The following is a 24,287-nucleotide window of genomic DNA, read 5'->3' on the forward strand; positions in this document are numbered from 1 at the left end:
GCAAAGCTGGTATCAGCCGATATGTTTGCCTCTCGCCTGCTCTCGCGGTGATGATGGCCCTCTCCTCCCTGATTCTAAAAAATGCTCTGGAATGCTGGCGAATCCTTCAGAATGCTCCGAATTCGAGATGTCCGAACAAGCCTGCCGTTTATCCATCAACATGCTGGCTATGCATTCCCCCGCGCCGTTGATCGAAAGGTTGGCAGGCTCCATGGCGAAGACGAACGGATCGACACGTGAACAAAAAAACGGCAGCCCACGGCTGCCGGGTGAAAAAGGAATCCGTGTGGAACGTTTTTTTATGGGGAACGCATTAGGCATGAACAAGGCGATGAAGGGTGCTTTCCGTTTTGAAAACGCGGGCGTTCAAGACGTGCAGTCCCGCTTCATGTTCGGCGAGGGCAGGCAGCACTTTGTCTTCGAGGATGGATGTGATATGGGTGAGGTCGCCTTTCATATGGTGAAGGTCGTGCGCCATCGCCTCGTATTTGGCGGTCAGCACTTCTTGCCCATGGCGGAGCGCTTCAACGATCGCCTTCGTTTCATTCGTGCGCTCATCCAGCAAGTCGATTCGTTGCGCAAGCGTGGCCGTCTGCTCGTTCAGTTGAGCGACTTGGTGTTCGACAGTGCCCATGCGTTCGTTGAGTTGAGCGACTTGGTGTTCGACAGTGCCCATGCGTTCGTTGAGTTGGGCGACTTGATGTTCGATAGTGCCCATGCGTTCGTTGAGTTGGGCGACTTGATGTTCGACAGTGCCCATGCGTTCGTTGAGATGAGCAACTTGGTGCTCAAGGTTGCTTGTCCGCTCATTCAACTGAGTGAACTGCTGCTCAAGGGCGCTTGTTCGTTCGTTAAGCTGTGCGACCTGGCGTTCGAGAACGCTCGTGCGCTCATTCAGCTTGGTCATTTGAGCTTCAAGAGCACCTGTTCGTTCATTGAGCTGGGCCACTTGCCCCTCCAAGGCGCCAACCCGTTGCTCGAGCGATTCGACCGCCGCGCGCGTCGCTTTCACTTCATGCAAAATTTCCCGAAGCAACGCTTCCATTCGTTTCACCTCCTTTTCCTCTCTATTTTACAAAAAACGCGCGCCGATGGCGAGAAAAAATAGGAAAACGGTTTTTGCTAGAAAAAGAGCGGAGAGAATCGTTACAATAAACATAGGAAAAAAACCGAAGCAAAGGTGGACGGAAATGGACGCCACATGGCTCAAGCCGATTGTCGAAACAAAATATTTATCAACGGAAAACGCGCACCGCTACCGGGCGATTTTGCGCTATTTCTACATCCAGCACGAGCGGATGCGCCAATATTTGTTTCCGGAAGAAGTGTACGCCTTTTTAAAGCAGCACGAGGAGTTTGCGGATTACACGGAAGATGACTTGCAGCAAGACCTCGACCAGCTCGTCAAATGGAACAACTTGATCGCCCGCCAAGAGACGTCCCATGTCCGGACGATTGAAGAGTTTAAGAAAAAGCGGTTTCGCTACCAATGCAGCCCGTACACGGTGGAGATCGAGCGGATGATCCGCACCCTTGAGCAGCTCGGAGATTCGTTCGGAGGATCCCTCGAGAAAACACGGTTCGACCGTTTGTATGCATCTCTTTCCCGCATGGAGGCGATCATCGCTTCTGATTTTCAAGAACAAGCGGATGAAATGCATCAAGTATGGGAAGAGACGTTCGATTATTTTAAGAAAATCATCCAAAATTCCGCCGACTATATCGCTTATTTGCACAGTGAAAACTTGGAAGAGCGGATGACGTCCGAGTCGTTTCTCGTCTATAAAGAGCAGTTTACGGCGTACTTGCGCGATTTTATCGTCGCCTTGCAAAAAACGTCGATGCAGATTGAACAATTGCTTGAAGATCTGCCGGAAGAAGGGGTTCGGCAGTTCATCGAGCGTGTCGTCGACTATGAGCGGTCGATCCCGCGCTTTGCCGATGCGCTGCCGCCGCGCGCTGTGCAGATTGAAGAAAAATGGGAGACGTGGCGCAGCCTGTGCGAATGGTTTTTAGGCCGCAACGGGCGCGAGAGCGAGCTTTCGTTTTTGCAATACCAGACGAATGAGGCGATTCGCCGCCTGACGCGCGTCGTGCAGCGGCTTGGCGAGCGGCATCATCATTTTCGCAGCCGCAAAGGCGACTACTTGCATTTGGCCCGTTGGTTTTCCCGCCTTGAATCGATTGAAGAGGCGCACTGCCTGTCAGCGGTCGTATTCGGCTGCTTCCATACGAAACATCTCGTCGCTGACACGGAAGCAACCGACAACATATACCGCGACGTATGGGACGAGCCGCCAGCCGAGTGGGTGACGAAGCCGCGCGTCCGCCATTACGGGGAAAAGAAAAAACCGCAGGCAATAGAAGACAAAGAACGGGAGAAAGAAGAAGCCCGCCTTCGCTATTTGGAAGAAAAAGAGCGCGAGGAAGCGGCGCTCAGGCAGCTTGTGACCGACGGGAAAATCGTGCTTGCCGACCTTCCAGAGGTGACCCCATACGTACGGAAAACGCTGCTCGGCTGGATCGCCAAAGCGATGGGGCGCGAGGGGCAAGCAATGAAGACGGAAAACGGGTGGGTGGTCAAAGTGGTGAACAAAGAGGGGACGATTTGCCTTCGCGCAGAAGATGGGGAACTCGTGATGCCGAACTACGAAATTCATGTGCTTTCGGGAGGTGAGTGAGGATGGAAACGGCGTTTGACGACAAGGCGAAAGAAGCGCTCGCCGCGCTGTTTGAGCAGTTTTGGATCATTCGCGACAAAGAGCCGGATTTGTACCAGCTCGTCCGTGAGCGCGAACATGTGTTGAAACGGTATGTGGAGGAGAAGTTTGGCTATCGGCTCATCGTTCACCGCTATTTTGCCAAGCTCGAGAAAATTCCCGCCGAACCGGAGCCGTGGATGGGAATCGAGTCGTTTCAAGAGCCGCTTGACTATGCGCTGTTTTGCTGCTTGATGGCGTATTTGGAAGGAAAAACGGTGGAAGAAAAGTTTTTGCTTTCTGACGTATGCGAAGAAATTCGCGCCATGTACCCGGGGGATCTACCGGTCGATTGGACGAACTACTCGCATCGGCGCTCCCTCATCCGCGTGTTGAAGACAGCGGAACAAATCGGACTCGTCCGCCGGATGGATGGGGAGATTGAGGCGTTCGCCCAGCATGTGGAGGAAGAGGCGCTGTACGAAGTGCCGGTGCTCGCCCGTTATTTTATGCGCACGTATCCGAAAGATTTGTTGCAATATGAATCGATCGACGAATTGCTCGCCGAGGAGTGGAAAGCCTCGCCGCAAGATTATCGGCGCCATCGCCTGTATCGGAAGCTGTTTTTATCCCCGGCGGTGCATCGGACGGAAGGGGACGAGCAAGACTTTTACTACTTGCGCAACTTCCGCCATCGGCTGCGTGACGATATCGAAGCGCATACGCCGTTTCGGTATGAATTGTACAAAAATGCTGCCATGTTGACGCTTCCCGAACGGCAGGCGCCGTACACGACATTTCCTGATCAAAAAGGAACGTCGGAGATCATCCTTCATTTTGCCGCCTTGGTGCGCGAGCGGCTTAGGGAATATCCGCCGGATGAATACGGCCGCATCCGGTTGACGCCTGAACAATTTTCCGCCTGGCTTGCCGATTGCCGGCGCCGTTACGGGGCGGGGTGGGGGAAAACGTACCGCGACATGTCGGCTGCCGAGCTTGTCCGCGAAATGCTTGCGGCGCTCAACGAATGGCGCATGGCCGATGTGGAGCACGACACCGGAATGATCGTCCTTTACCCGCTGCTCGGGCGGGTGTCGGGACGGTATCCAGATGATTTTGACGCGAAAGAGGGGAGGAACATGGCGAATCCATGGGTGCTTCATCGCGCGGGACTGATTAATTTTTGGTATTACGACGAGCAATACTTTCACTTCGCTGACGGCAAGCTGCTGTTGCGGGGAAGCAACGGGGCGGGCAAGTCGGTGACGATGCAAAGCTTGATCCCGGTGCTTTTAGACGGCAAGAAGACGCCCGATCGCCTCGATCCGTTCGGTTCACGGGCGCGGCGCATGGAAGACTACTTGCTTGGGGAAAAAGACGTCGTCAATCGCGATGAGCGGACGGGGTATTTGTTTTTAGAATATAAACGGAAAGAATCCGACCAATACGTCACAACGGGCATCGGCCTGCGCGCGAAGCGGCAAAAAAGCCTCGACTTTTGGGGTTTGTCATGTTCGACAACCGCCGCATCGGCTATGACCTTCAGTTGTATAAACAAGAAAAAACAGGTGAAAAAATCCCGCTGACGAAACGCGAGCTCGCCGCATTGCTCGGTGCGGGCGGGACGGTCGTCGAGACGCAAAAAGAGTATATGGAGCTCGTGAACAAACATGTGTTTCGTTTTGAAACGATCGAGGCGTTTCAAGAATTGATCGAATTGCTCATTCAACTGCGCAGCCCGAAGCTGTCGAAAGACTTTAAGCCGACGGTGATTTATGAGATTTTGGAAAGCTCGCTGCCTCCGTTGACCGATGACGAGCTCCGCCATTTATCCGAAACGATTGAAAACATGGACCAAGCCAAGCAGCAGCTTGAGCAGCTCGAACGCGACGAGCGGGCGTTGAAGCGTCTTTGCGATCAGTACCGCCTGTACAACGAATATATGATCGCCGAAAAGGCGGCAGAATACGTAAAAGCGGTCAAACAAGCGGAACAGCTCGCCGCCGAGCAACACCGCCTTCACGATGAAGAAGAAAAGACGCGAAAGGCGCTTGATGAGCTTGAGGAGTCCATCACCCGCCTCGGCCGCGAGGAAGACGTGCTGCGAGCGCGCGAAATCGACTTGGCTGGCCATGAAGTGTTTCAGCAGGCGGAAAAGTATGAACAGCTGAAAGCCGAACGGCAACGCCTAGAGGAGCGGCGGGAGCGGCACGAGCAGACGATTGCGGAAAAAGAACGGCAGGAACGTCAGCACCGCCGCCGCCTCGATGAATCGGAAGCGCGGTTGGATGACCTTGAGCAGAAGCTTGAAGATGAGTTGGAGCAGTTGCGCATGGATGCCGAAGAAGGAGCGTTTCCCTTGCATGAAACGAACGAAGACGATTTTCACCGCCATCGCCAAAAGCAGCAGGAGTTTTCGTTTGCCGCTTGGAAGCAGGAAGCCGATCGTCATGTCGAACGGCTTGAGGGCTGGCGCGCCTTTGGCGCAGGCATGACGAGGTGAAACGGCGCTATGAAGAAGCGAGCAGCGAAGCGGGCGAAAGGCGGCGGGAAATGGACGAATGGCGCCACCAGCAACGGAAATGGGAAGAGCTGTTCGAAGAGGAGAAAGAACGGTTTGAACAAGCCGTGCTTGCCTGGGTCGAGCAGGGAGGAATCGACGTTTCCGAAACGGACATTCAGGCGTTTTTGCAACAAATGGGCGCCCTCTATGAGCAGTATTCGCTCGATGATCTGAAGCGCCCATTCGTGCAAGCGTATTACGATGCCGTCGGCAAGAAAAAGGATGAGAAATGGCGGCTCGAGCATGACATCCGTCTGTTGGAAGAAAAACGGGCAGAGCGCGAGGCCGAACTGCGTCAATGGCGGGAACAACGCGACCCCGAGCCTGAACGGGATGAACAAACCGTCGCCGCCCGGTTGGCGTTGGAGGAGAAAGGCATTCCGTTTGTCCCGTTTTATGCCGCGGTCGAATTTGTCGACGATGTGCCTGACGATGTGCGCGAGCGGATCGAATCGGCGCTTTCACACGCGGGGCTGCTTGACGCCCTCATTACCGCTCGCGAGATTGACGTCGCCTGCGATCGTGTGCTCACTCCGAACCCGGCTCATATGGCGCATACGCTCGCCGATTATTTGCGCCCCGACAAAGACGCCCCTGTGTCAGCGGAACGGATCGACGAAGTGCTCCGAAGCATCATGATCACCGATGCGGAACAAGAAGGCGGCATGACAATCGATGAAACGGGGCGCTATTCGCTCGGCCTTGTGCGCGGCCATGCGCCGCGGAGATCGAAGGCGATGTTCATTGGCCGTGCGGCGCGCGAACGGTGGCGGCTTGAGAACATCGCGGCGCTGGAAGCCGAGATCGCCGCTGTGGGGCAAGAGATCGACCGTCTGCGCGGGGCGCATCAGGCGGTGGAAGCGGCCATCCAAGCGCTTGCCGACTGGTTGGCGTCCTTCCCATCGGACCGCGATGTGCGCACCGCGTTTGACGAAGCGCAAGAAGCGCGCCGCCAAGCCGAAAGCAAAGAGCGGGAATGGAAGCGGCAAGAAGAAAAAGCCGCTCTCTTAGCGCGCGAATGGAAACAAATCAAACAACAGCTCCATGACGAGACGGCCGAGCTCGATTTGGCCTTTACTTTAGACGGCTGTGAACAAGCCCAGCTCGCCATGAAATCGTACGTCCGCCATGTGCACGAACTCGAGGTGCTTTACCGCGAAACGCGCCATACCGAGGCGATGATCGCCCAACAGCGTGAGCGGCTCGCGGCGCTGGAAACGGAGATCGACGAAGCGAAAGGCGAACGAAATCGGCTTCGGGATGAAACCGAGCGGCTCGCCTTGCGGATCGCGGAGATGGAACGGACGCTCGCGCAAATGGGGGCGGATGACATTCGCGCCGAAATCGCCCGCATCCAAGAACGATTGGCGTTTTTGCGCCGCGAAATTCCGCGCCTTGTCAACGAACGGGCGCGGACGGAACAGCGGCTCATGCGCTTAGTCGAAGAGCGGGAAAAAGGGGCGCAGCGGGAAGCGTTCGCCCGCCAGCTCGCTGCTATGTGGGAGCGGTCGTTTGCCCATGAAGCGGCGCTCGGGCTCGTGGATCTTGATCGTTCACGTTCCCTTTTGGAACAAGCGAAAGAAGCGAAACAACGGTATGAAGCGGTGTTGAAAGAGACGCGTTCCTCGCTTTTGGCGCGGCTGAATACCGTCTTTTTCCAAGAATCGTCCAACTTGACCGAATATCGGGCGGCCTTCGAGCAGCTGGCGGTTCAACGGGAGCCTGAATGGACCGCCGCCGCCCCAGACGATGAGATGGCGATGAAAGCAGCGGACTGGCGGGAGAAACAAGAACGGCACGTCATTTACCTCGACTACAAAGGCGAGCGCGCCACGCCGTTTGCCGTGCTCGCTGAGGTGGAGCGCGACATCGTCTTGCAGCACGAGTATATGAAGGAGCAAGACCGCGAGCTGTATGAGGACGTCATTTTAAAATCAGTCGGCCGCATTTTGCGCAGCCGCATCCAGCGCGCCGAGCGGTGGGTGAATGAGATGAACAAGCTGATGGGCGGCCTTGACACGTCATCAGGGCTCGTGCTGTCCATTCAATGGAAGCCGAAAACGGCGGAGACGGAAGCGGAGCTGGATACGAAAGAGTTGGTCCGTCTGTTGCGGATCGATTCACGGCTGTTGAAAGAGGACGACTTGAACCGGGTGACGAACCATTTCCGCTCGAAAATCGCCCGCGCCCGCGAATTGCTTGAGGAGCGCGGCCAAGGCAACACACTCCATCAAATTATTAAAGAAGTGCTCGACTACCGGAAATGGTTTGCCTTCACCTTGTACTATGAAAAAACAAATGAGCCGAAACGCGAGCTGACGAACCACCGCTTTTACCAATTCAGCGGCGGGGAAAAGGCGATGGCGATGTACATTCCACTTTTCGCCGCGGCGTATTCGCGCTACCAAGAAGCGGGCGATGACGCCCCGTACATCATCTCCCTTGACGAGGCGTTCGCCGGCGTTGACGAAAACAACATCCGCAACCTGTTCGGACTTGTCGAACAGCTCGGCTTTAACTACATCATGAACTCGCAGGCGCTTTGGGGCGACTACGACACTGTGCCCGCTTTGTCCATTTGCGAACTCGTCCGTCCGCGCAATGCGTCGTTTGTGACCGTCATTCATTACCGTTGGAACGGGCGCGTCAAACAGCTGATGGTCGATGACAAAGAATGGGAGATGATCGAGACGTGAACACGGCCAAGGAGGCGGCTGCCTTTTTCCGCTCCGAACCGGGCTTCAAGCGGCTGTTTGCCGAAATGAAACACAAGTACGAGTCGCTCGGCCGCGTCGGCGGCGCGGTTTCATTGCAGTCGTTCTCCAAGGAAGAGCGGGAGTCGATCGCCGCCTTTTTCGGCAAAGACGTCTCCCGCGTCCTGCTCTCCGACTTTGAGAAACAGCTTGGGCAGACGAGGTTTGCGGGTGTTGGGCTCGTCGAACTGCTCGAACATTATTTCGGCGTCCCGCTTATGTCGAACAAAGAACGGCGCCAGGCAGAGGCGGAAGAACGGGGGCGGTTTTTCGCGCGCCTTGCCGAGAAACACCATTGGTTCGAAGCGGTTTGCGGCCAGCGCTTCGTCCAAACGGCGTACGAAACCGACCGCGACGGTCTTGAGGCCGCCGTCGGCCTTGTCGGCGCCGCCCTGGGCTACTTCCCGCTCCCGTCATACATGCGCCTCCCGCTCTTTGCCCAGCAAGTGGCGGGAGACCCGCACGCGTTCGATTTGTCGACCCTTCCAGGAAGATTGTTGCTTTCGGCATTGCAAGCGACCGTGCCCGGGGATTGGGACACGGCATCTGTAGAGAGCGTCAATGAGTTGCTCCAGTCCGTCGGCTTGCTCCGTGAGGATATCCTGAACTTTGTCACATGCGCCAACATCCTTGCTGAAACCAAGGACGGACCTCATCCTGTCTTCTCCGCTGCCTGGGAGGCGAACACGGCGCTGAACATGCCGCTTAGGGATGTACTGTCGCTTGTCTGCGCCCGCCCTGCCCGCGGCGGGACGGTGTACATTGTGGAAAACGCGGGCGTCTTTTCGACGCTGCTTGACACCCGCGCCCCGCTTGTCAGCACGAACGGGCAAATGAACTTGGCGACGATGAAGCTGCTCGATCTTCTCGCCTCTTCAGGCGCCAAGCTGTATTACTCCGGTGACTTCGACCCGGAAGGATTGGCCATGGCGGAGCGGATGCAGGAGCGGTACGGACCGTCCGTCACCCTTTGGCGCTTTTCCGTGGACGATTATAAGGCCGCCAACCCTGTCGTCGACCTCACCCCCGAGCGCCTCGCCAAGCTCGCGTCCATCACATCGGAACCGCTGCAGCCGCTGAAAGAGGAGATGGCAGAAACGAAAAAAGCGGGGTATCAAGAGGCAATTATCGGGAGGCTGACAGGGGATATCAACGGGTAGTCCATCCATGAGCCAGAGAAGGAGCCCGGAGCGATCGGGTCTCCTTCTCCAAAAGGAATTTTTGCGCATGCTCGTCCGCCTCGAGCTGGATGAAGCGAAACAGCGGCTGTTGTTCGGTTTTTTCGAGACGTATTTGCGGCTATCTGAAGAGGAGGAAGCAAAACCGCGACACGAGGTGAGCCAAATGGAAACGAAGGAAGCAAAGCGTGTGATGGAGCTCATCGTCTCATACGAACAGCGGGGGCTGGAAAAGGGAATCCAACAAGGAATCGAACAGGGGATAAAGCAAGGGATGAAGCAAGGGTTGAAGCAAGGACGCCAAGAAGGGATCGAGGAAGGGAAGCTCGACGTGGTGAAGAGAATGCTGGCGAAAGGGTACGATGTCGACACGATCCACGAACTGACCGGACTGCCGATGGAGAAGATTGAAAGGATGAAGGGGTGAGACGGTTCTTTGCCGTCAAGCCCCACATTGTCGTCGACCTCCAATCGTGCCAAAACCCCGGGGGATCGACGACAATGTTTTTTGCGCCAAAAATCCTACAGCTATTACGGCCGAACCATATTGACAGAATTTTTGCAACGTGATATTCTGGAAACAACCCAAAGGGAAAAAGCTTGATTTGATGCGCATGGTTTGGGTTTTTATCGTACCTATGAGGGATTGAAACAATGGAGTACTCCAAAAAAACGAACGGAGTACTCCGTTTTTATCGTACCTATGAGGGATTGAAACTTTCGATGAGGAAATCGAAACTCATATTGCGTGGAATGTTTTTATCGTACCTATGAGGGATTGAAACAACCGCGCCCTTGCTTCGCGTTCGTATCGACAGCAAGTTTTTATCGTACCTATGAGGGATTGAAACTATCCACGGACAACGACAAGACCGGAGAAAAATTAACGTTTTTATCGTACCTATGAGGGATTGAAACTCATGCTTCTTATGGATGGTTGCGTAAGATCGAAGGGTTTTTATCGTACCTATGAGGGATTGAAACAGCGCAGGTACATACACTTTGAATTCGCGTTTTCTTACGTTTTTATCGTACCTATGAGGGATTGAAACAAATTCCCACACCGACGAATGTACGGAACGCGGACTCGTTTTTATCGTACCTATGAGGGATTGAAACTTTGTTATGAGTATCAAAGGAATGAAACGAGTACAGTTTTTATCGTACCTATGAGGGATTGAAACGCACCCTCGGATACACGCGCTGGAGAGCGGGAACGAGTTTTTATCGTACCTATGAGGGATTGAAACATTCCGTTCCAAGCCGTGGAGAATATGGTTTTGTAGGTTTTTATCGTACCTATTGAGTGATGAAACCTGCCCCAGCATCATAAAACGTTCGGCGCTTTTTTGTTTTCATCAAATTTATAGGGAGTTACATGTCTTGTGGTAGTATAGTAATTCTGAATTTTATAAAAAACTATCTCGTTTTTTATCCCAATTTTTTGTCTATATGGTATAATTAGATTAGTCCAAACGATACAGAGGGGTGATAGATTGATCGAAGCAATCGCCCAAATTGGAAAGATGGTGCTCGAGAAGCAGGGAGAAGCGTCGGTTATTGATCAGTTGGTTGAGGATCCAGGTTATCCTTCTTGTGTGCTCATCTCATTGCGTGTGGATGGTGAGGGAAGCGCCGTTTGGGAAGGATGCGAGGTTGAAGAATGCGGAAGCGATTATAAGAAATATTTGTTTCGTTCTGGATCAACGCGTGGAACCAATTATTCTCCCACAGCGAGAATTACGACGATCGAAAATACATATGATCAAAAAGTTCTCGGATGGTTTCGCAAAGTGAATCGGGTGATGGATGATCCGTTTCTTCGTTCCATTGAGCATGTGCTTGTGCAGCAACAAGAAGCCATTTTGCACGAAATGAAAGACAAGCTTTCACTTTCCAGTGAACGTGCTATCGTCTCCCTGAAAATCAATGGTGCTTATTTGTACGATTGGACGCCATTTCAGGATGCTTTTTTGTATCTGGTGAATGAAAAGGATATGGAATTGGCAGCACACTATCAAGTGTGCGCCATTTGCGGAGAACGCAAGGAAACGGTGATCGGCAAGTTATCCGTTTTTCGCTTTTACACTTTGGACAAACCGGGGTTTATTACCGGGGGGTTTGATGAGGCAAAGGCATGGCGAAATTATCCTGTCTGTTTGTCCTGCAAATCCCATATTGAGGAAGGAAGAAAATTTATTGAATCATATTTGCAGTATCGGTTTTATGGGTTTTCTTATTTGGCGATTCCCAAGCTGCTGATTCCTGCTGGTCGTGATGTATTGGACGAGCTATTGGAGTATTTGGTTAGTGGGAAAAAGGATATCCGCATCCATCAAGATCAAGCCGAATCGTTTATGACCACGGAAGAGGATTTGCTTGGGACTTTGCAGGATTATGACAATTCTCTTTCTCTGCAACTATTGTTTTTGCAGAAAATTCAAAGTGCGGAGCGGATTTTGTTGCTGATTGAGGATGTATTGCCGTCGCGAATTAGCGAGTTGTTCCGGGCGAAAAGGGTGACAGAAGCGTTGGTGTATGGCGAGGGGCGTCATCCTTTTCATTTTGGTTTTATTCGCACGTTTTTCCCTTCGGGTGTTTATGATAAGTACTTTTTGCAAGTGGTGGAGTATGTGTTTCAAAAGAAACCGTTATCCATTTCGTTTTTTGCTCCGTTTTTTATGAAACAGCTGCGGGCTGATTTTCATGGTTATGAAACGGGTGAAGGGTTGTTTGTGGTTAAAACGCGTCAAGCCATTGCGGCCATGATCTTTTTAGAACAGGCTGGAGTTTTGATGAGGAAAGGGGATCGGGTGGTGGAAGGAAAATTTGCGCATTTGTTTGAAGCATATGGAGGACAACTGGAGTCGCCCGAGAAACAAGCTGTTTTTCTGCTTGGAGCATTGACACAAATGCTACTGGACATCCAGCATCAACAACGCGGCAGCAAGCCATTCCTGAAACAACTCATGGGGCTTAAAATGGATCAGCAGGCCATCAAAGGACTGTTGCCCAAAGTGATTGGGAAACTGGAAGAATACGAGTCTTACTATGGCGGATATCGACGACTCGCTGAAGAAATCTCTCACTTATTCTTGTCCTCCTCCCCTAGATGGAAATTATCTGTCGATGAGCTGAATTTTTATTTTGCATGTGGGATGAACCTAGTATCGAAAGTCAGAGAAATTGTGTGGAACAAGGGGGAACAATCATATGGTGAAGCAACGTTCTGAGCTGCTCTTTTTGTATGATGTGCAGTGGGCCAATCCGAATGGCGATCCGGTAGATGGCAATAAACCGCGAATTGATGAGGAAACTGGGAGAAACATCGTCACTGATGTGAGGTTGAAACGGACAATTCGGGATTACTTGTATGAGTATCGCGGGCAAGAAATTTTCGTCCGTGAAATTGCGCAAGATGATGAGTATATTCAAGATGCAAAAGCGAGAGCGGAAGATTTTTTGATCAAAGACGGGGAAAAACTGGATAAATCAAAGTTGACCTTACATGAAATGAAAAAGATCATCAATGATGAAGTTCTGAGGCAATGCGTTGATGTAAGGCTGTTCGGCGTCACCTTGCCGATTGAGAAAAGCTCAAAAGAGAAAAGTTCGATTACTCATACAGGGCCTGTCCAGTTTAAAATGGGGCAGTCGCTTCATCGGGTGAAACTGGAATACATCAAGGGGACAGGAGCGTTCGCCTCAGGGGGGCAAATGACACAGAAAACATTTCGAGAAGAATACGTATTGCCTTATTCACTTATTGCGTTCTATGGGGTGATCAATGAGACAGCGGCTCGTTCAACGCGATTGACAGAAGAGGATGTGGAGCTGCTTGTCGACGCGATGTGGGAGGGGACGAAAAATTTAATTTCCCGATCGAAAGTTGGGCATGTCCCAAGGTTGCTTTTGCGTGTGGTTTATCAGGAGCCTCACTTCCATATCGGTGAACTGGATAAATACATTTCCCTGCATACTGAAAAAGCAGAAGAGGAAATTCGCGATGTCCAAGATTATGTGCTTGATGTGTCTCGACTCATCGAGGTATTGGCAAGGGAGAAGGAGAAGATTGCGAACATTGAGCTGCGGCAAGATGAAAGGCTTGTGTGCAGCGAACATCTCGCTGACCGATTGCGGCAAGAAGGCATTGTTGTGGATATTCGATCATAAGGAATGAGCGCGATGAATGTGCTTGTATTTGATATTCAGGCCGATTTCGGGCATTTTCGCCAGTTGTACTCGACTTCGTCTCCGCTCACCTATTCATTCATTCCGCCGACCGCGCTTTTTGGGTTGCTCGGTGCGATCACAGGGGTGGGAAAAGAGGAAAACGAATATTTGCGAGTGTTCAACCATGAGACAACCAATGTGGCCATACGCCTCATGGGTCCAGTGCGGAAGACAAGAGTGGGCATCAACTATGTGAACACGAAAGGGAACATATGGGTGCCGAAACAGCGGCGTGAAGGAGCGCGGACGCAAATTCGTGTGGAATTTTTGCGTTTTCCCCATTTCCGTTGCTATGTGTCGATGAATGACCATGAGCGATTTTCATACCTTATTGATCTCGTTCGGCAACACAAAAGCGTATATACTCCATGCCTTGGTTTGAGCGAATGTTTGGCGGATGTCCAGTTTGTCGCGATGGAAGAGTTTCGCTTCGTTGAAGTGGATGGAGAGGATCACGTGCCGATTTGTTCAGTAATTCCTGGAAAAGAGATGCGAGCGTTGAAAGTGGAGCCAGGCAAAGAGTATCGAAAAGAGCGAGTGGCTTGGAAGATGAATGCGGAACGGGTTGTTTCCCAGTACGAAGAGGTGGTGTTTGAGGCGGGAGGACAACCCATTCTCGCCTCTGTCCCCATTATTGGGGAAATGAACAAGGAGAGCGGATCGTCTTTTTCTATTCCGATGGAAAGGGAGAGTAAGATGTATTCCCATCCCCATTATTTATTGTCCGAACATATGCGAGGGGTGGAGCAGCTTTCCTCCCTCTTTTTGTCTGAGAAATCCGTGCGCTTGGCAGAACCGATGCTGTTGAGTCAAATGAACCGCTGGATTGCGCTTTTCCATGATCTAGGCAAAAGCCATGCCTTCTTCCAGCAATACATTCAATCGCCTGATGCGTTTCAAGGTTCACCAGCGCTCAAAAGCCATGCTCTTTTATCGGCAGTCTTATTAGCGGTGTTCCTGAAAGAGAAGGGGATTGACGATTTTTGGCGGCTGTTGGCTTTTCTTGTCGTGAAACGTCATCATGGAAATTTAGATGATTGGCTGGAAGAGTTAAAACGGATGGGCGAGGAGACGAAGGATTTGCTCAAGCGTCAAGTCGAAGCGGTCGATTATTCAGCGTTGGCGGAACAAATGGCGCTTGCTGGCTTTGAAAAAGAGGAAAATTGGACGAAAGAAACGTGGATGGCATGGGTGGATGAGTTTTTTACCGAGGCTCGGTCATTGCGCCGTTTCATCATGTCGTGGAATCGAAGAAACGAATCCCTTGTTCCGTATGTGCAAGCGTTGTTTCTTTTTTCTCTGTTAATTGACGCGGACAAGTCGGAAGCGGGGATTGTGCAGAAGCAGCCATGGTCATTTTCTAAGCGTAAAGATGTCCCTGTGGATCTCATTTTGCGCTACAAACAGCAGCAATCATGGCATCAAACAGGGCTCAACCAGCTAAGGGAACAGGCGTTTCAAGAAGTAGACAGGGCGCCGATTGATCTACGTCAACATTTTTACCGTCTGAATTTGCCCACGGGGATGGGCAAAACGCTAGCGAGTCTGCACTTCGCTTTGCGTCTGCGAGAAAAAATTGAACAGGAGCAGGGAGTCAAACCACGCATCATCTATAGCCTGCCATTTCTTAGTGTCATTGACCAGACAGCCAATGTGCTCAGAGAAGTGTTTTCTGTCAATGGAGTTGAGGAAGATCACCAATTGTGGCTCGCGCACCATCATCTCGCTGACATTCGTTATACGACCAAACAAGATGATGAACGATATGATGTCGATTATGAAGCTGCCAAGTTATTGATCGAAGGTTGGCATTCGGAATTGATTGTGACGACTTTTGTTCAATTGTTTGAAACCATCTTTTCCAACCGTAATGCCTCCTTGCGCAAGTTTCATCGGTTGGCCAACTCGATTGTTCTCATTGATGAAGTGCAGGCCGTTCCTCATCGATACTGGTTGGCCATTCGTCAATTGTTTGCGGTCATGGCAGAAGAACTTGGTTGTTATTTTCTTTTCAGTTCGGCCACCGATCCGAAATGGTTTCCGGAGGCGGTTTCGCTCGTGGATGAGCAGGTGTATTTTCAACCACTTTCCCGTGTGACGTTGTATCCCCACATCGATGAGTCTTGGACAATCGAGGAGTTTGCTCGCCGAATACAATGGGAAGAGGGAAAAACCTATTTATTCGTTCTCAATACGATTGAAAGTGGAAAAGCGTTCTACCATGCACTTCTCGAGGAGGGGGGCGACGAGACAGAGATCACATTTCTATCTACTCATATTCCTCCAAAAGAGCGCCTTCGCCGAATTATGGCAGTGAAACGTGGAGAGTATCGAATTGTCGTCAGCACCCAGCTGATTGAGGCGGGCGTAGATGTTGACTTTGACGTAGTCTATCGTGACATAGCACCGCTTGATTCCATTCAACAAGCTGCCGGGCGGTGCAATCGCCATGGACGGCGTAAAGGAGAAGTTCATGTGGTGCGCTTGACAGACAACAGGCGGTTATATGCAAGTTATATTTATGATGCCATACGACTCGATATTACACAAAAATTGCTAAAGGGGAAGAGGGAAGTAGAAGAGGGGCAGTTTTTGCAGCTGATTACATCCTATTTCGAAACATTGGCGGCTCGGATGAGCAATGCGGAATCGGAGCGGTTGTTAAAAGGGATGATGACGCTGTATTTCGATGGCGAGGAAACGATTGATCGAATTCCTGTGTCTCATTTTCGTTTGATTGAGGGAGATGGAGAAAAAATCAATGTCTTTATTGAATTGGATGAAGAGGCTGCTGATGTGTTTCGTGAATATGAGGAGATTTTGCGCCTTGGTGACCGTTGGGAACGTCGGAAACGATTCGCCGCTCTAAAAAGTAGATTTTCCCAATATGTGATTGCCATTCCTGCGAAAGTGGATCATCGGCCGCCGATTGTCCACGGCATCGGGTATGTGGGGAGAGATTCATTGAACGATTTTTACGACGAAACGCTTGGTTATCGGACAAAAAGCGAAGGATTGATTTGGTAGGTGGGTTCAATGGAGTATGAAATGCCTGTCACCGGCACGGATATTTGGTACTACTACATTTGTCCGCGTGAAGTATGGTTGATGAAACATCAAATTGCCCCCGATCAAGAAGACGAAGCATTGGAAATCGGACGATTTCTTTCTGAAACTTATTATGCCAGGGATAAAAAAGAGCTATCGATCGGCCATATTGTCATCGACCGCATTCGTCAGGAAAATGGTGAACTGGTTATTGGAGAAGTCAAAAAATCGTCCAGTTATTCTAAAAGCGCCCGAATGCAGCTGCTGTACTATTTAGATACATTAAGGCAGGCAGGGATTGAGGCAAAGGGAGAATTGTTGTTTCCGAAAGAGCGGAAGAAAGAGCAAGTCGAATGGACAGAAGAAGCGCGAAGTGAGTTGGAACGCGCCATTACAGACATCCGTCGCATCGCGAGAATGCCTGTGCCGCCACCGCCAAAAAAGATCTTATTCTGTGGTAAATGCGCCTACCGTGAATATTGTTGGGCGGAGGAATAAACCATGAAGAAAACGCTGTATATTTTCCAAAATGGCGAACTGCGCCGCAAAGACAATAGTCTCTATTTCGAAACGGAAGAGCGCAAGCGGTATATTCCTGTTGAAAACACGAATGACATTTATATTTTTGGCGAGGTGGACGTTTCGAAGCGATTTTTGGAGTTTGCCGCACAAAAGGAAATCATCGTTCATTACTTTAACCATTACGGGTATTACGTTGGTTCTTTTTATCCACGGGAACACTTGAATTCAGGTCATGTCGTATTGAAGCAGGCGGAACATTACATCGACCCTGCCAAGCGGTTGGAGCTTGCTCGCCTGTTTGTCCAAGGCTCCATCCGTCAAATGGAGCGGGTGCTAAAATATTACCGCCCTCGCCTTTCCGAACCAGAGGAATTGGAAAAGGCGCTGCAATCGATTGAACAAGAAGAGGCGAAGCTTGATCAGGCGGAAACGGTGGAGCAGTTAATGGCGGCAGAAGGTCATATTCGCGAGACATACTATGCATCGTTTGATTCCATCATTCGCCATCCGGACTTTGTGTTCGAGAAACGGACAAAGCGTCCTCCACATAACCGTTTAAATGCACTGATCAGCTTTGGCAATTCGATTGTGTATACAATGTGCCTCAGTGAGATTTATAAGACATATCTAGACCCGCGCATCGGGTTTTTGCACAGTACGAACTTTCGCCGTTTTTCCTTGAACTTGGACATCGCGGAAATTTTCAAGCCGATCATTGTAGATCGCTTGATCTTTGCATTAGTGAATAAGAAAATGCTGTCCAGTAAACATTTTGAGAAGTTGACAAACGGCATTATGCTGAATGAAGAAGGAAGAAAACTGTTCGTCAGTGAACTTGAGAAGAAAATGCAGACAACAGTCCAGCATCGTCATCTTGGCAAGTCTGTATCCTATCGCCGTTTGATTCGGCTTGAGCTGTATAAAGTCCAAAAGCACATCCTTGGTGAAAAAATGTACGAGCCGTATGCAGCCCGCTGGTAGGTGGAGTCATATGTTTGTGATTCTCGTGTATGATTTTAACGAAAAGCGAGTGGCAAAAGCATTGAAAATTGCCCGCAAATATCTCCATTGGGTGCAAAACTCTGTATTCGAAGGAGAAATTACGTCAGCCAACTACGAAAAATTAAAAATGGAATTGCGACAACTTATGGATCCTGATGAGGATTCAGTCATCTTTTACACATTTCGCACGCAAAAGTATTCAAAAAGGGAAGAAATGGGGCTGAAAAAAGGTGGAGATGAATTCATTCTATAAGTCAAATGGTATACACTAAGGAAGGCAGGAAAAAACATGAGATTGACAGTGACCATGAGCGGACGGCAAGGGACGGTTTCCTTGCCGCTGCATTATCAGCATTTGTTGCAAGGATTATTGTACCGTTCGTTAGAGAATGAACAATTAGCCGCGTTTTTGCATGACAAAGGATTCCGTCACGGGAAACGGTCATTTAAACTCTTCACATTTAGCCGTTTATTTGGAACGCATCAAGTGAATCGAGAAAGGAAAACAATTCATTTTTTGGGGGATTTCCAATGGCATATCGACACCGTTCTCCCAGAACTGACTCAACAACTTGGGCAGCGATTCTTGTTGCAGAGAGAGATTGAGCTTTACGGACAGTTGATCGAAGTGAAAAGTGTCAAAATGGAGAACATCGACATACGTGAAAACGAAATGGACATTGTCATGCTCTCTCCATTGACCGTATATAGCACATATGAAACGTTCGATGGAAGAAAGAAAACGCAATTTTTTAATCCCGATGATGAGGTGTTCCCCCACCTGATTGAATTGAATTTCCGTCATAAATATGAAGCATACTACGGTGTTCCGCCGACGGAAAGACTGTTGATCGAGCCGATTCACGTTCATCATCGTCATCGTGTGGTGACGATGTTCAAGAATATATATATTACAGGATGGCTTGGCTATTACCGCCTCTGTTCTTCGCCAGAACAGTTGACATTTTTATATCATGTCGGTCTAGGCGGCCGAAATTCACAAGGATTTGGCATGTTTCGCCTCAAAAGTGGATAAACGAGTCACGGATTGTCGTCGACCCCCAATCGTGCAAAAATCCCGGGGGATCGACGACAATGTTTTTTGCGCCAAAAATCCTACAGCCATCACGGTCGAACTGTATTGACAGAATTTTTGAAACGTGATATTCTGGAAACAACCCAAAGGGAAAAAGCTTGATTTGATGCGCATGGTTTGGGTTTTTATCGTACCTATGAGGGATTGAAACAATCTATGTTCTTCTAATTTTTTCATCCCGATGATAATGTTTTTATCGTACCTATGAGGGATTGAAACTGTTGATAATTCTACTATTCATGGATCTTCATTGGCAAGGTTTTTATCGTACCTATGAGGGATTGAAACCGAAATCCGGCGGTCTGATTCTACACATGGCAGATCAGGTTTTTATCGTACCTATGAGGGATTGAAACTCAATGTCGTCAACTTGAAAATTGAAAAACTTCGCGTTTTTATCGTACCTATGAGGGATTGAAACGACAACGAACCGTTTTTGACCGACGGGAACATCGCCGTTTTTATCGTACCTATGAGGGATTGAAACCAACGATCGCAAATTTCGCCTTTTCCACCTTTTCGCCGTTTTTATCGTACCTATGAGGGATTGAAACCTGTTTTCTGATTTTATTGTAACGTATCGTTATTCGTTTTTATCGTACCTATGAGGGATTGAAACGGAAAGAAAAGAAAAGAACGGATTTCTGTCAGGTTGAGTTTTTATCGTACCTATGAGGGATTGAAACTTCCTGTGGATCACCTTCTTCCAAGTAATTAACCGGTTTTTATCGTACCTATGAGGGATTGAAACACCGTTTGAAAAACACCGTTCTTTTGCTCATTAAAAGTTTTTATCGTACCTATGAGGGATTGAAACATTCAAGAATAAAATCATCCACTCCCGAAATTTCAACGTTTTTATCGTACCTATGAGGGATTGAAACTATAGCCTTGTTCTTCAATCGTTTTGTATAAATCTTCCACGTTTTTATCGTACCTATGAGGGATTGAAACAGGTGACGATGTTTATCTACGCGTATAAGTGGTATCGTTTTTATCGTACCTATGAGGGATTGAAACATCCATGATCCGACGGCATCGTGAGCAGTTGCTCCACGTTTTTATCGTACCTATGAGGGATTGAAACCTTCGTCGCGAAGCACGACGCTGACGACAAATTCACGCAGTTTTTATCGTACCTATGAGGGATTGAAACTTTGATTTTCAGATTGAATTTGCGCAACTCCCTTGCGCGTTTTTATCGTACCTATGAGGGATTGAAACAACCTTCCTTTTGAACGCCCTGCTGTCGCTGTGTAGGTTTTTATCGTACCTATGAGGGATTGGAACCACGCCTGATTAATTTGTCTGTGTCCACAATTTTGTCTGTTTTTATCGTACCTATGAGGGATTGAAACACGATTACGTTTAAAGGGAAAACAAACTACTTTTACCTAGTTTTTATCGTACCTATGAGGGATTGAAACACCGCATCGCTCACGATCTTGTCATAGGCATCAATCAAGTTTTTATCGTACCTATGAGGGATTGAAACGCCCGATTTCTTTAGCCAATGACGGCAATATCACGAGTTTTTATCGTACCTATGAGGGATTGAAACCCCGGTGCCGGGGCTGCAAGTCATCGAACCGTCAAAGTTTTTATCGTACCTATGAGGGATTGAAACTTGGTTGCGGTCAAGCAACACTATGATTTCTTCATTAGGTTTTTATCGTACCTATGAGGGATTGAAACATCGCTGGCGGTGCAGATATGATTGGTCGTGTGGCTCGTTTTTATCGTACCTATGAGGGATTGAAACCATAGCATTCTCAACGCTTCAAAGCAGAAAAAAGCGTTTTTATCGTACCTATGAGGGATTGAAACCGAATTTCCTTTAATCCCTCTTTCACGTTCCGTCTTAGTTTTTATCGTACCTATGAGGGATTGAAACTTGAAACGAAGCAAGCGCAACTACATCCTATTTGTGTTTTTATCGTACCTATGAGGGATTGAAACCCCGTCAAGCAGGTTGTCGATGTTCCATGTCCCTGTATGTTTTTATCGTACCTATGAGGGATTGAAACTTTTTGCTTGCGGCGGTCAAGCCAATCTATGATGTTTTTATCGTATCCACAAGGAACTGAACCCTCTCCATCTTCGCGCGCAGGTGTGATGGGGGGCTCGTTGTTGTCGCAGAGTTAGTTCAGACCACATCTCTCATTTGCTTCGTTTGCGGTGATGAAGCATTGTGCGTAACGGATGGGCGCCTGCGGAACAGGCAGTACAGCATTCTAAGTTGGGCAAAGGCATTTCTAGTCTCACGGGTTGCCTTTCTAAGTGACGGGAGAAAAAAATAAGATGGCAACGATCTATGTTGGCGGCATCTTTCGATCGAGGGAATCCCTTCTGAGCAGGGGATTCTTTTTTGGTTCATCACCAAAAGTTGTACTTGCACCTGTCATGAAAGTATGTTAGCTGTTTCTAGCCGAACCCGCAATGCAAAACGCTGGATATTTCTGTATCCGTATCCCCGACGTTTCATCAGCTTGATCTTGTTATTTGTTCCCTCCATTTTCCCATTTGAATAAGGGGATAAAATGCACGATATGATTTCGTCTGTTCGTTTGACGAGTGATTTTGCGATGGCGCGAACAGCAGAACAAGGACAAAACAAATACCGATGAACCCAGGCGTTCAAACGACGTTTCGCTTGTCGCTCGCTTTGGCTTTTGGATACATAACGAAAATGTTGAAGGGATTGATAGACAGCCTGCAAGGAATCGCTCTCTTTCTGCCACTCCCGCACCGTTTGGCGCTCCTCCTCGGTGAGTTTCTCGGGGCACTGGGTCAATAAGCGGCAAACATACCGAACATGCCCATGTTTCTTGTTCCCTTTTCCGAAGGATTGGCGGCATCGATCCAACGCTTCCGTAAACAATTGAATCACATGAAAATAATCGACCACATGCTTCGCTTCCGGACACACCCCTTGAATGGCTTTTTTCATCGCTGGAGCCAAATCACTCACGACATACTGAACAGAACCAGACACAGGAGCCAACACACGTCCAATGGCTTCCTCGTTCTTTCCTGCTTCAACGGCATACACTTCTCCCGTTTCGGCATCCATGACTGCCACTCCGTAATCATGTCCTTTTCGAAACGCAAACTCATCGACACAAACTGCCTTTGGTTGGATGTCATTCGATAGGAAGGAAGGGGCATGGGTATAAAACCAGCGTTCAACGGTCGTGTACGGAAGCTTGAGCATACGAGCCACCGCCTGAATGGATGTTCCGATGCAAGATTGCGCCACCCATTGCTGAAACGCATCCGTCGCTGCACTTCGAGGGGAAATTCCGGGATAAGACGTGCTGAATGTCATGCCACATGTACAACAACGTCTACGCTCCACAGGGAGTTCCACCCAAAAGATGCCGATCCGTTGAGCATACCCATGCATCCATTGCTTCTTTTTTCCTGTCATTTTGATCGTGCGTTTCAAGCAAACAGGACATAACGGGCATTGTTCGGGAAGAGAAAGTTCGAAAATCCAACGTTCTTCTTCTTTTCGCACCTTTTGAATCAAAACATCTGGTAAATCGATGAGTTCTTTGATAAACTGAGCGTACATGCGAATTTTCCTCCAATGGTTTGGTTTGGACACCTTTACCATACAGGAAAATTCGCATTTTTTGTATCCTCTATTTTCCCTATGCATACCTATCTTAAAATCTCAAGTACAACTTGTGGTGAAGAGCCTCTTTTTTGTGTTTCGTCCTCCGACGTTGTTTTGCGTCGCTCCTTAAAAGGGGGAAGCAACGGAAAAACCAGCTGGAAGAGACGCTCTTTTACTTTCGAGGGCCCTTGTTATTTTCCATTCGCCTTCGCGAAGTTGGGTGGAAAATTCGTTTTTCACCCGTCTCTTCAGTGGAAAAATGTTTGAAATTGTTAAAAAATATCCTCCTCTATAATTGAAAAATAGGATATAATTGATATAAACATAGCTATATTTTCCTGAGATGAAAGAAATATGGAGGGGAAGGGCGGTTGTACCAGCATATTGTTGTAACGTGTGGTGTGTCGTTGCTGACAGGAAACAGGAACGTTTTCTCGATGAATCGGGATGAAATCATGGGGGAGATTCGTCCTTGGTTGAGCGCGACCAACATCGACGAGGAAAAACAACGAAAAATTGATCAATGGATTCGCCATGCCGGGCAGTTTGCTCATGAGGCCGCCCGAGATCCCAATCGTGTGTCGGCGGAATATTCGATGATTTACGAACTTCGTAGACAAGGGAAATTGGCGGAAAGGCCGACGGTCGTTCTCATTGTGACGGAAACGGTTGGGGGACGGATTGTGGAAGCCGTGTTGACAAGGTTGCTGGAGGAAGACTTTGCCGCGAACGTTCGTGTCATGTACGTGGATGTGGATGTGAATCATCCAAGACGGATGCAAGAGACGTTGGGGGAGTACATGTGGAAGGTGGCGGATGCTCTCTCCTACGGGGAACCGTCAACAACTTGTTTTGCGCCGATTGGCGGGTATAAAGTGATGACATCGTTGGGCTACATCGTCGGGGCATTTCTGCACTATCCGACAGCTTATATGCATGAGGACGGCCAAGTGTTACATGAGATTCCTCCTGTGCCGATACATATTGATGAGCAATTTGTTCATGATCACTTTGATCTGTTGCGGAAATGCCAAAAGGACATGGTTGGTGCGGATTCGCTTTCTTACCGCGAAAAACAATGTATTCTTCAATATCCGTTTTTGTTCCAGCAAGAGGATGGTCTTGTGTATTTAAGTGCATTTGGACAATTTTTGTTTGAACATGAAAAATATAAACATTTGTTTGCGACCACGTACCTTGTATCCAAACAAGTCGCCAATATGTTGCAACACAATCATCACCAGTTGCTGTTTGTGCACCAACAAATGCGGGAGCTGGTAAAGAAGCTGAAGCATGAAGAGGGAGACATGGGCGTTTTGTACCACGAAAAGTCATTCAAAACGATTGATGTCCGAAAAGTGAAATATCACTTGTACAAAGGAGCGAGCAACGGACAGACGGCGTTTCGCCTTGCTTACCGATACGATGAAAAAGAAGATTGCTTGTATGCCAACTATTTATGGCTTGACCATAACCGATATGAGCGGGAAGCGGAAAGAGGAAAAGGGATTTATGAAGAGGATTCTGAGTTTATCGATATCACGAAACAATTGGCGGGAGTGGGGAGATAA

12 protein-coding genes, 3 pseudogenes and 2 CRISPR repeat arrays are annotated in these 24,287 nt (G+C 49.1%); of the genes and pseudogenes, 13 read left to right on the forward strand and 2 right to left on the reverse strand.

The genetic code is table 11. From position 1 onward, the window contains the following. Positions 1-313: 313 nt before the first annotated feature. A complete protein-coding gene (locus A0V43_RS17350; RefSeq protein WP_063193651.1) occupies positions 314-1,045 on the reverse strand; it encodes a hypothetical protein in 732 nt (243 codons plus the stop codon). A 145-nt stretch (positions 1,046-1,190) separates the two neighbouring features. On the opposite strand from A0V43_RS17350, the gene A0V43_RS17355 reads away from it, so the two are divergent. The 12 genes and pseudogenes from A0V43_RS17355 to cas6 all read left to right on the forward strand — a co-directional run bounded on the left by A0V43_RS17355 (position 1,191) and on the right by cas6 (position 19,034). After that, entirely contained in the window at positions 1,191-2,681 is a 1,491-nt protein-coding gene (locus A0V43_RS17355; RefSeq protein WP_063193652.1) for a TIGR02677 family protein, read from the forward strand. Between the two features lie 2 nt (positions 2,682-2,683). Then, positions 2,684-3,879 (forward strand): annotated as a pseudogene (locus A0V43_RS17360) (TIGR02678 family protein). Then, a pseudogene (locus tag A0V43_RS17365) lies at positions 3,839-7,958 on the forward strand (TIGR02680 family protein). Before A0V43_RS17360 ends, A0V43_RS17365 begins: the two co-directional pseudogenes overlap by 41 nt. Further along, positions 7,955-9,175, forward strand: a complete 1,221-nt coding sequence (locus A0V43_RS17370; RefSeq protein WP_063193653.1) for a TIGR02679 family protein — start codon at positions 7,955-7,957, stop codon at positions 9,173-9,175. The pseudogene A0V43_RS17365 and the gene A0V43_RS17370 overlap by 4 nt, the downstream one beginning before the upstream one ends. Before the next feature lie 49 nt (positions 9,176-9,224). Further along, positions 9,225-9,620: pseudogene (locus tag A0V43_RS17375) on the forward strand (DUF4351 domain-containing protein); the annotation flags it as partial. 196 nt (positions 9,621-9,816) lie between these two features. Then, positions 9,817-10,509: direct repeats of the CRISPR family, unit length 30 nt; unit sequence GTTTTTATCGTACCTATGAGGGATTGAAAC. A gap of 180 nt (positions 10,510-10,689) precedes the next feature. Continuing rightward, entirely contained in the window at positions 10,690-12,426 is a 1,737-nt protein-coding gene (locus A0V43_RS17380; RefSeq protein WP_063193654.1) for a TIGR02556 family CRISPR-associated protein, read from the forward strand. Next, the gene (gene cas7b / locus A0V43_RS17385) at positions 12,407-13,366 is read left to right on the forward strand and encodes a type I-B CRISPR-associated protein Cas7/Csh2 (protein ID WP_063193655.1); all 960 of its coding nucleotides are present in this window, start codon (positions 12,407-12,409) and stop codon (positions 13,364-13,366) included. Before A0V43_RS17380 ends, cas7b begins: the two co-directional genes overlap by 20 nt. Positions 13,367-13,378: 12 nt before the next feature. Then, on the forward strand, positions 13,379-16,453 hold the full coding sequence (gene cas5b / locus A0V43_RS17390; protein ID WP_236930866.1) for a type I-B CRISPR-associated protein Cas5b: 3,075 nt from the start codon (positions 13,379-13,381) through the stop codon (positions 16,451-16,453). Positions 16,454-16,462: 9 nt separating this feature from the next. Next, positions 16,463-16,972, forward strand: a complete 510-nt coding sequence (gene cas4, locus A0V43_RS17395) for a CRISPR-associated protein Cas4 (protein WP_063193656.1) — start codon at positions 16,463-16,465, stop codon at positions 16,970-16,972. A 3-nt stretch (positions 16,973-16,975) separates the two neighbouring features. Continuing rightward, entirely contained in the window at positions 16,976-17,977 is a 1,002-nt protein-coding gene (gene cas1b, locus A0V43_RS17400) for a type I-B CRISPR-associated endonuclease Cas1b (protein ID WP_063193657.1), read from the forward strand. A 10-nt stretch (positions 17,978-17,987) separates the two neighbouring features. Further along, positions 17,988-18,251 carry a CRISPR-associated endonuclease Cas2 gene (cas2, locus tag A0V43_RS17405; protein WP_013522869.1) on the forward strand — a complete coding sequence of 88 codons (264 nt, stop codon included), beginning with the start codon at positions 17,988-17,990 and terminating at the stop codon, positions 18,249-18,251. A 36-nt stretch (positions 18,252-18,287) separates the two neighbouring features. Next, entirely contained in the window at positions 18,288-19,034 is a 747-nt protein-coding gene (gene cas6, locus A0V43_RS17410; protein WP_063193658.1) for a CRISPR-associated endoribonuclease Cas6, read from the forward strand. Between the two features lie 181 nt (positions 19,035-19,215). Further along, a CRISPR array of direct repeats spans positions 19,216-21,121; the repeat unit is 30 nt; unit sequence GTTTTTATCGTACCTATGAGGGATTGAAAC. Positions 21,122-21,495: 374 nt separating this feature from the next. On the opposite strand, the gene A0V43_RS17415 is transcribed toward cas6, so the two are convergent. Further along, a complete protein-coding gene (locus tag A0V43_RS17415; RefSeq protein WP_033015914.1) occupies positions 21,496-22,671 on the reverse strand; it encodes an ISL3 family transposase in 1,176 nt (391 codons plus the stop codon). Positions 22,672-23,087: 416 nt separating this feature from the next. Between A0V43_RS17415 and A0V43_RS17420 the strand changes: the two genes are divergently transcribed. Beyond that, positions 23,088-24,287 carry a CRISPR-associated protein gene (locus tag A0V43_RS17420; protein ID WP_063193659.1) on the forward strand — a complete coding sequence of 400 codons (1,200 nt, stop codon included), beginning with the start codon at positions 23,088-23,090 and terminating at the stop codon, positions 24,285-24,287.

It is taken from the genome of Geobacillus sp. JS12, from assembly GCF_001592395.1.
Taxonomy (GTDB): domain Bacteria; phylum Bacillota; class Bacilli; order Bacillales; family Anoxybacillaceae; genus Geobacillus; species Geobacillus zalihae.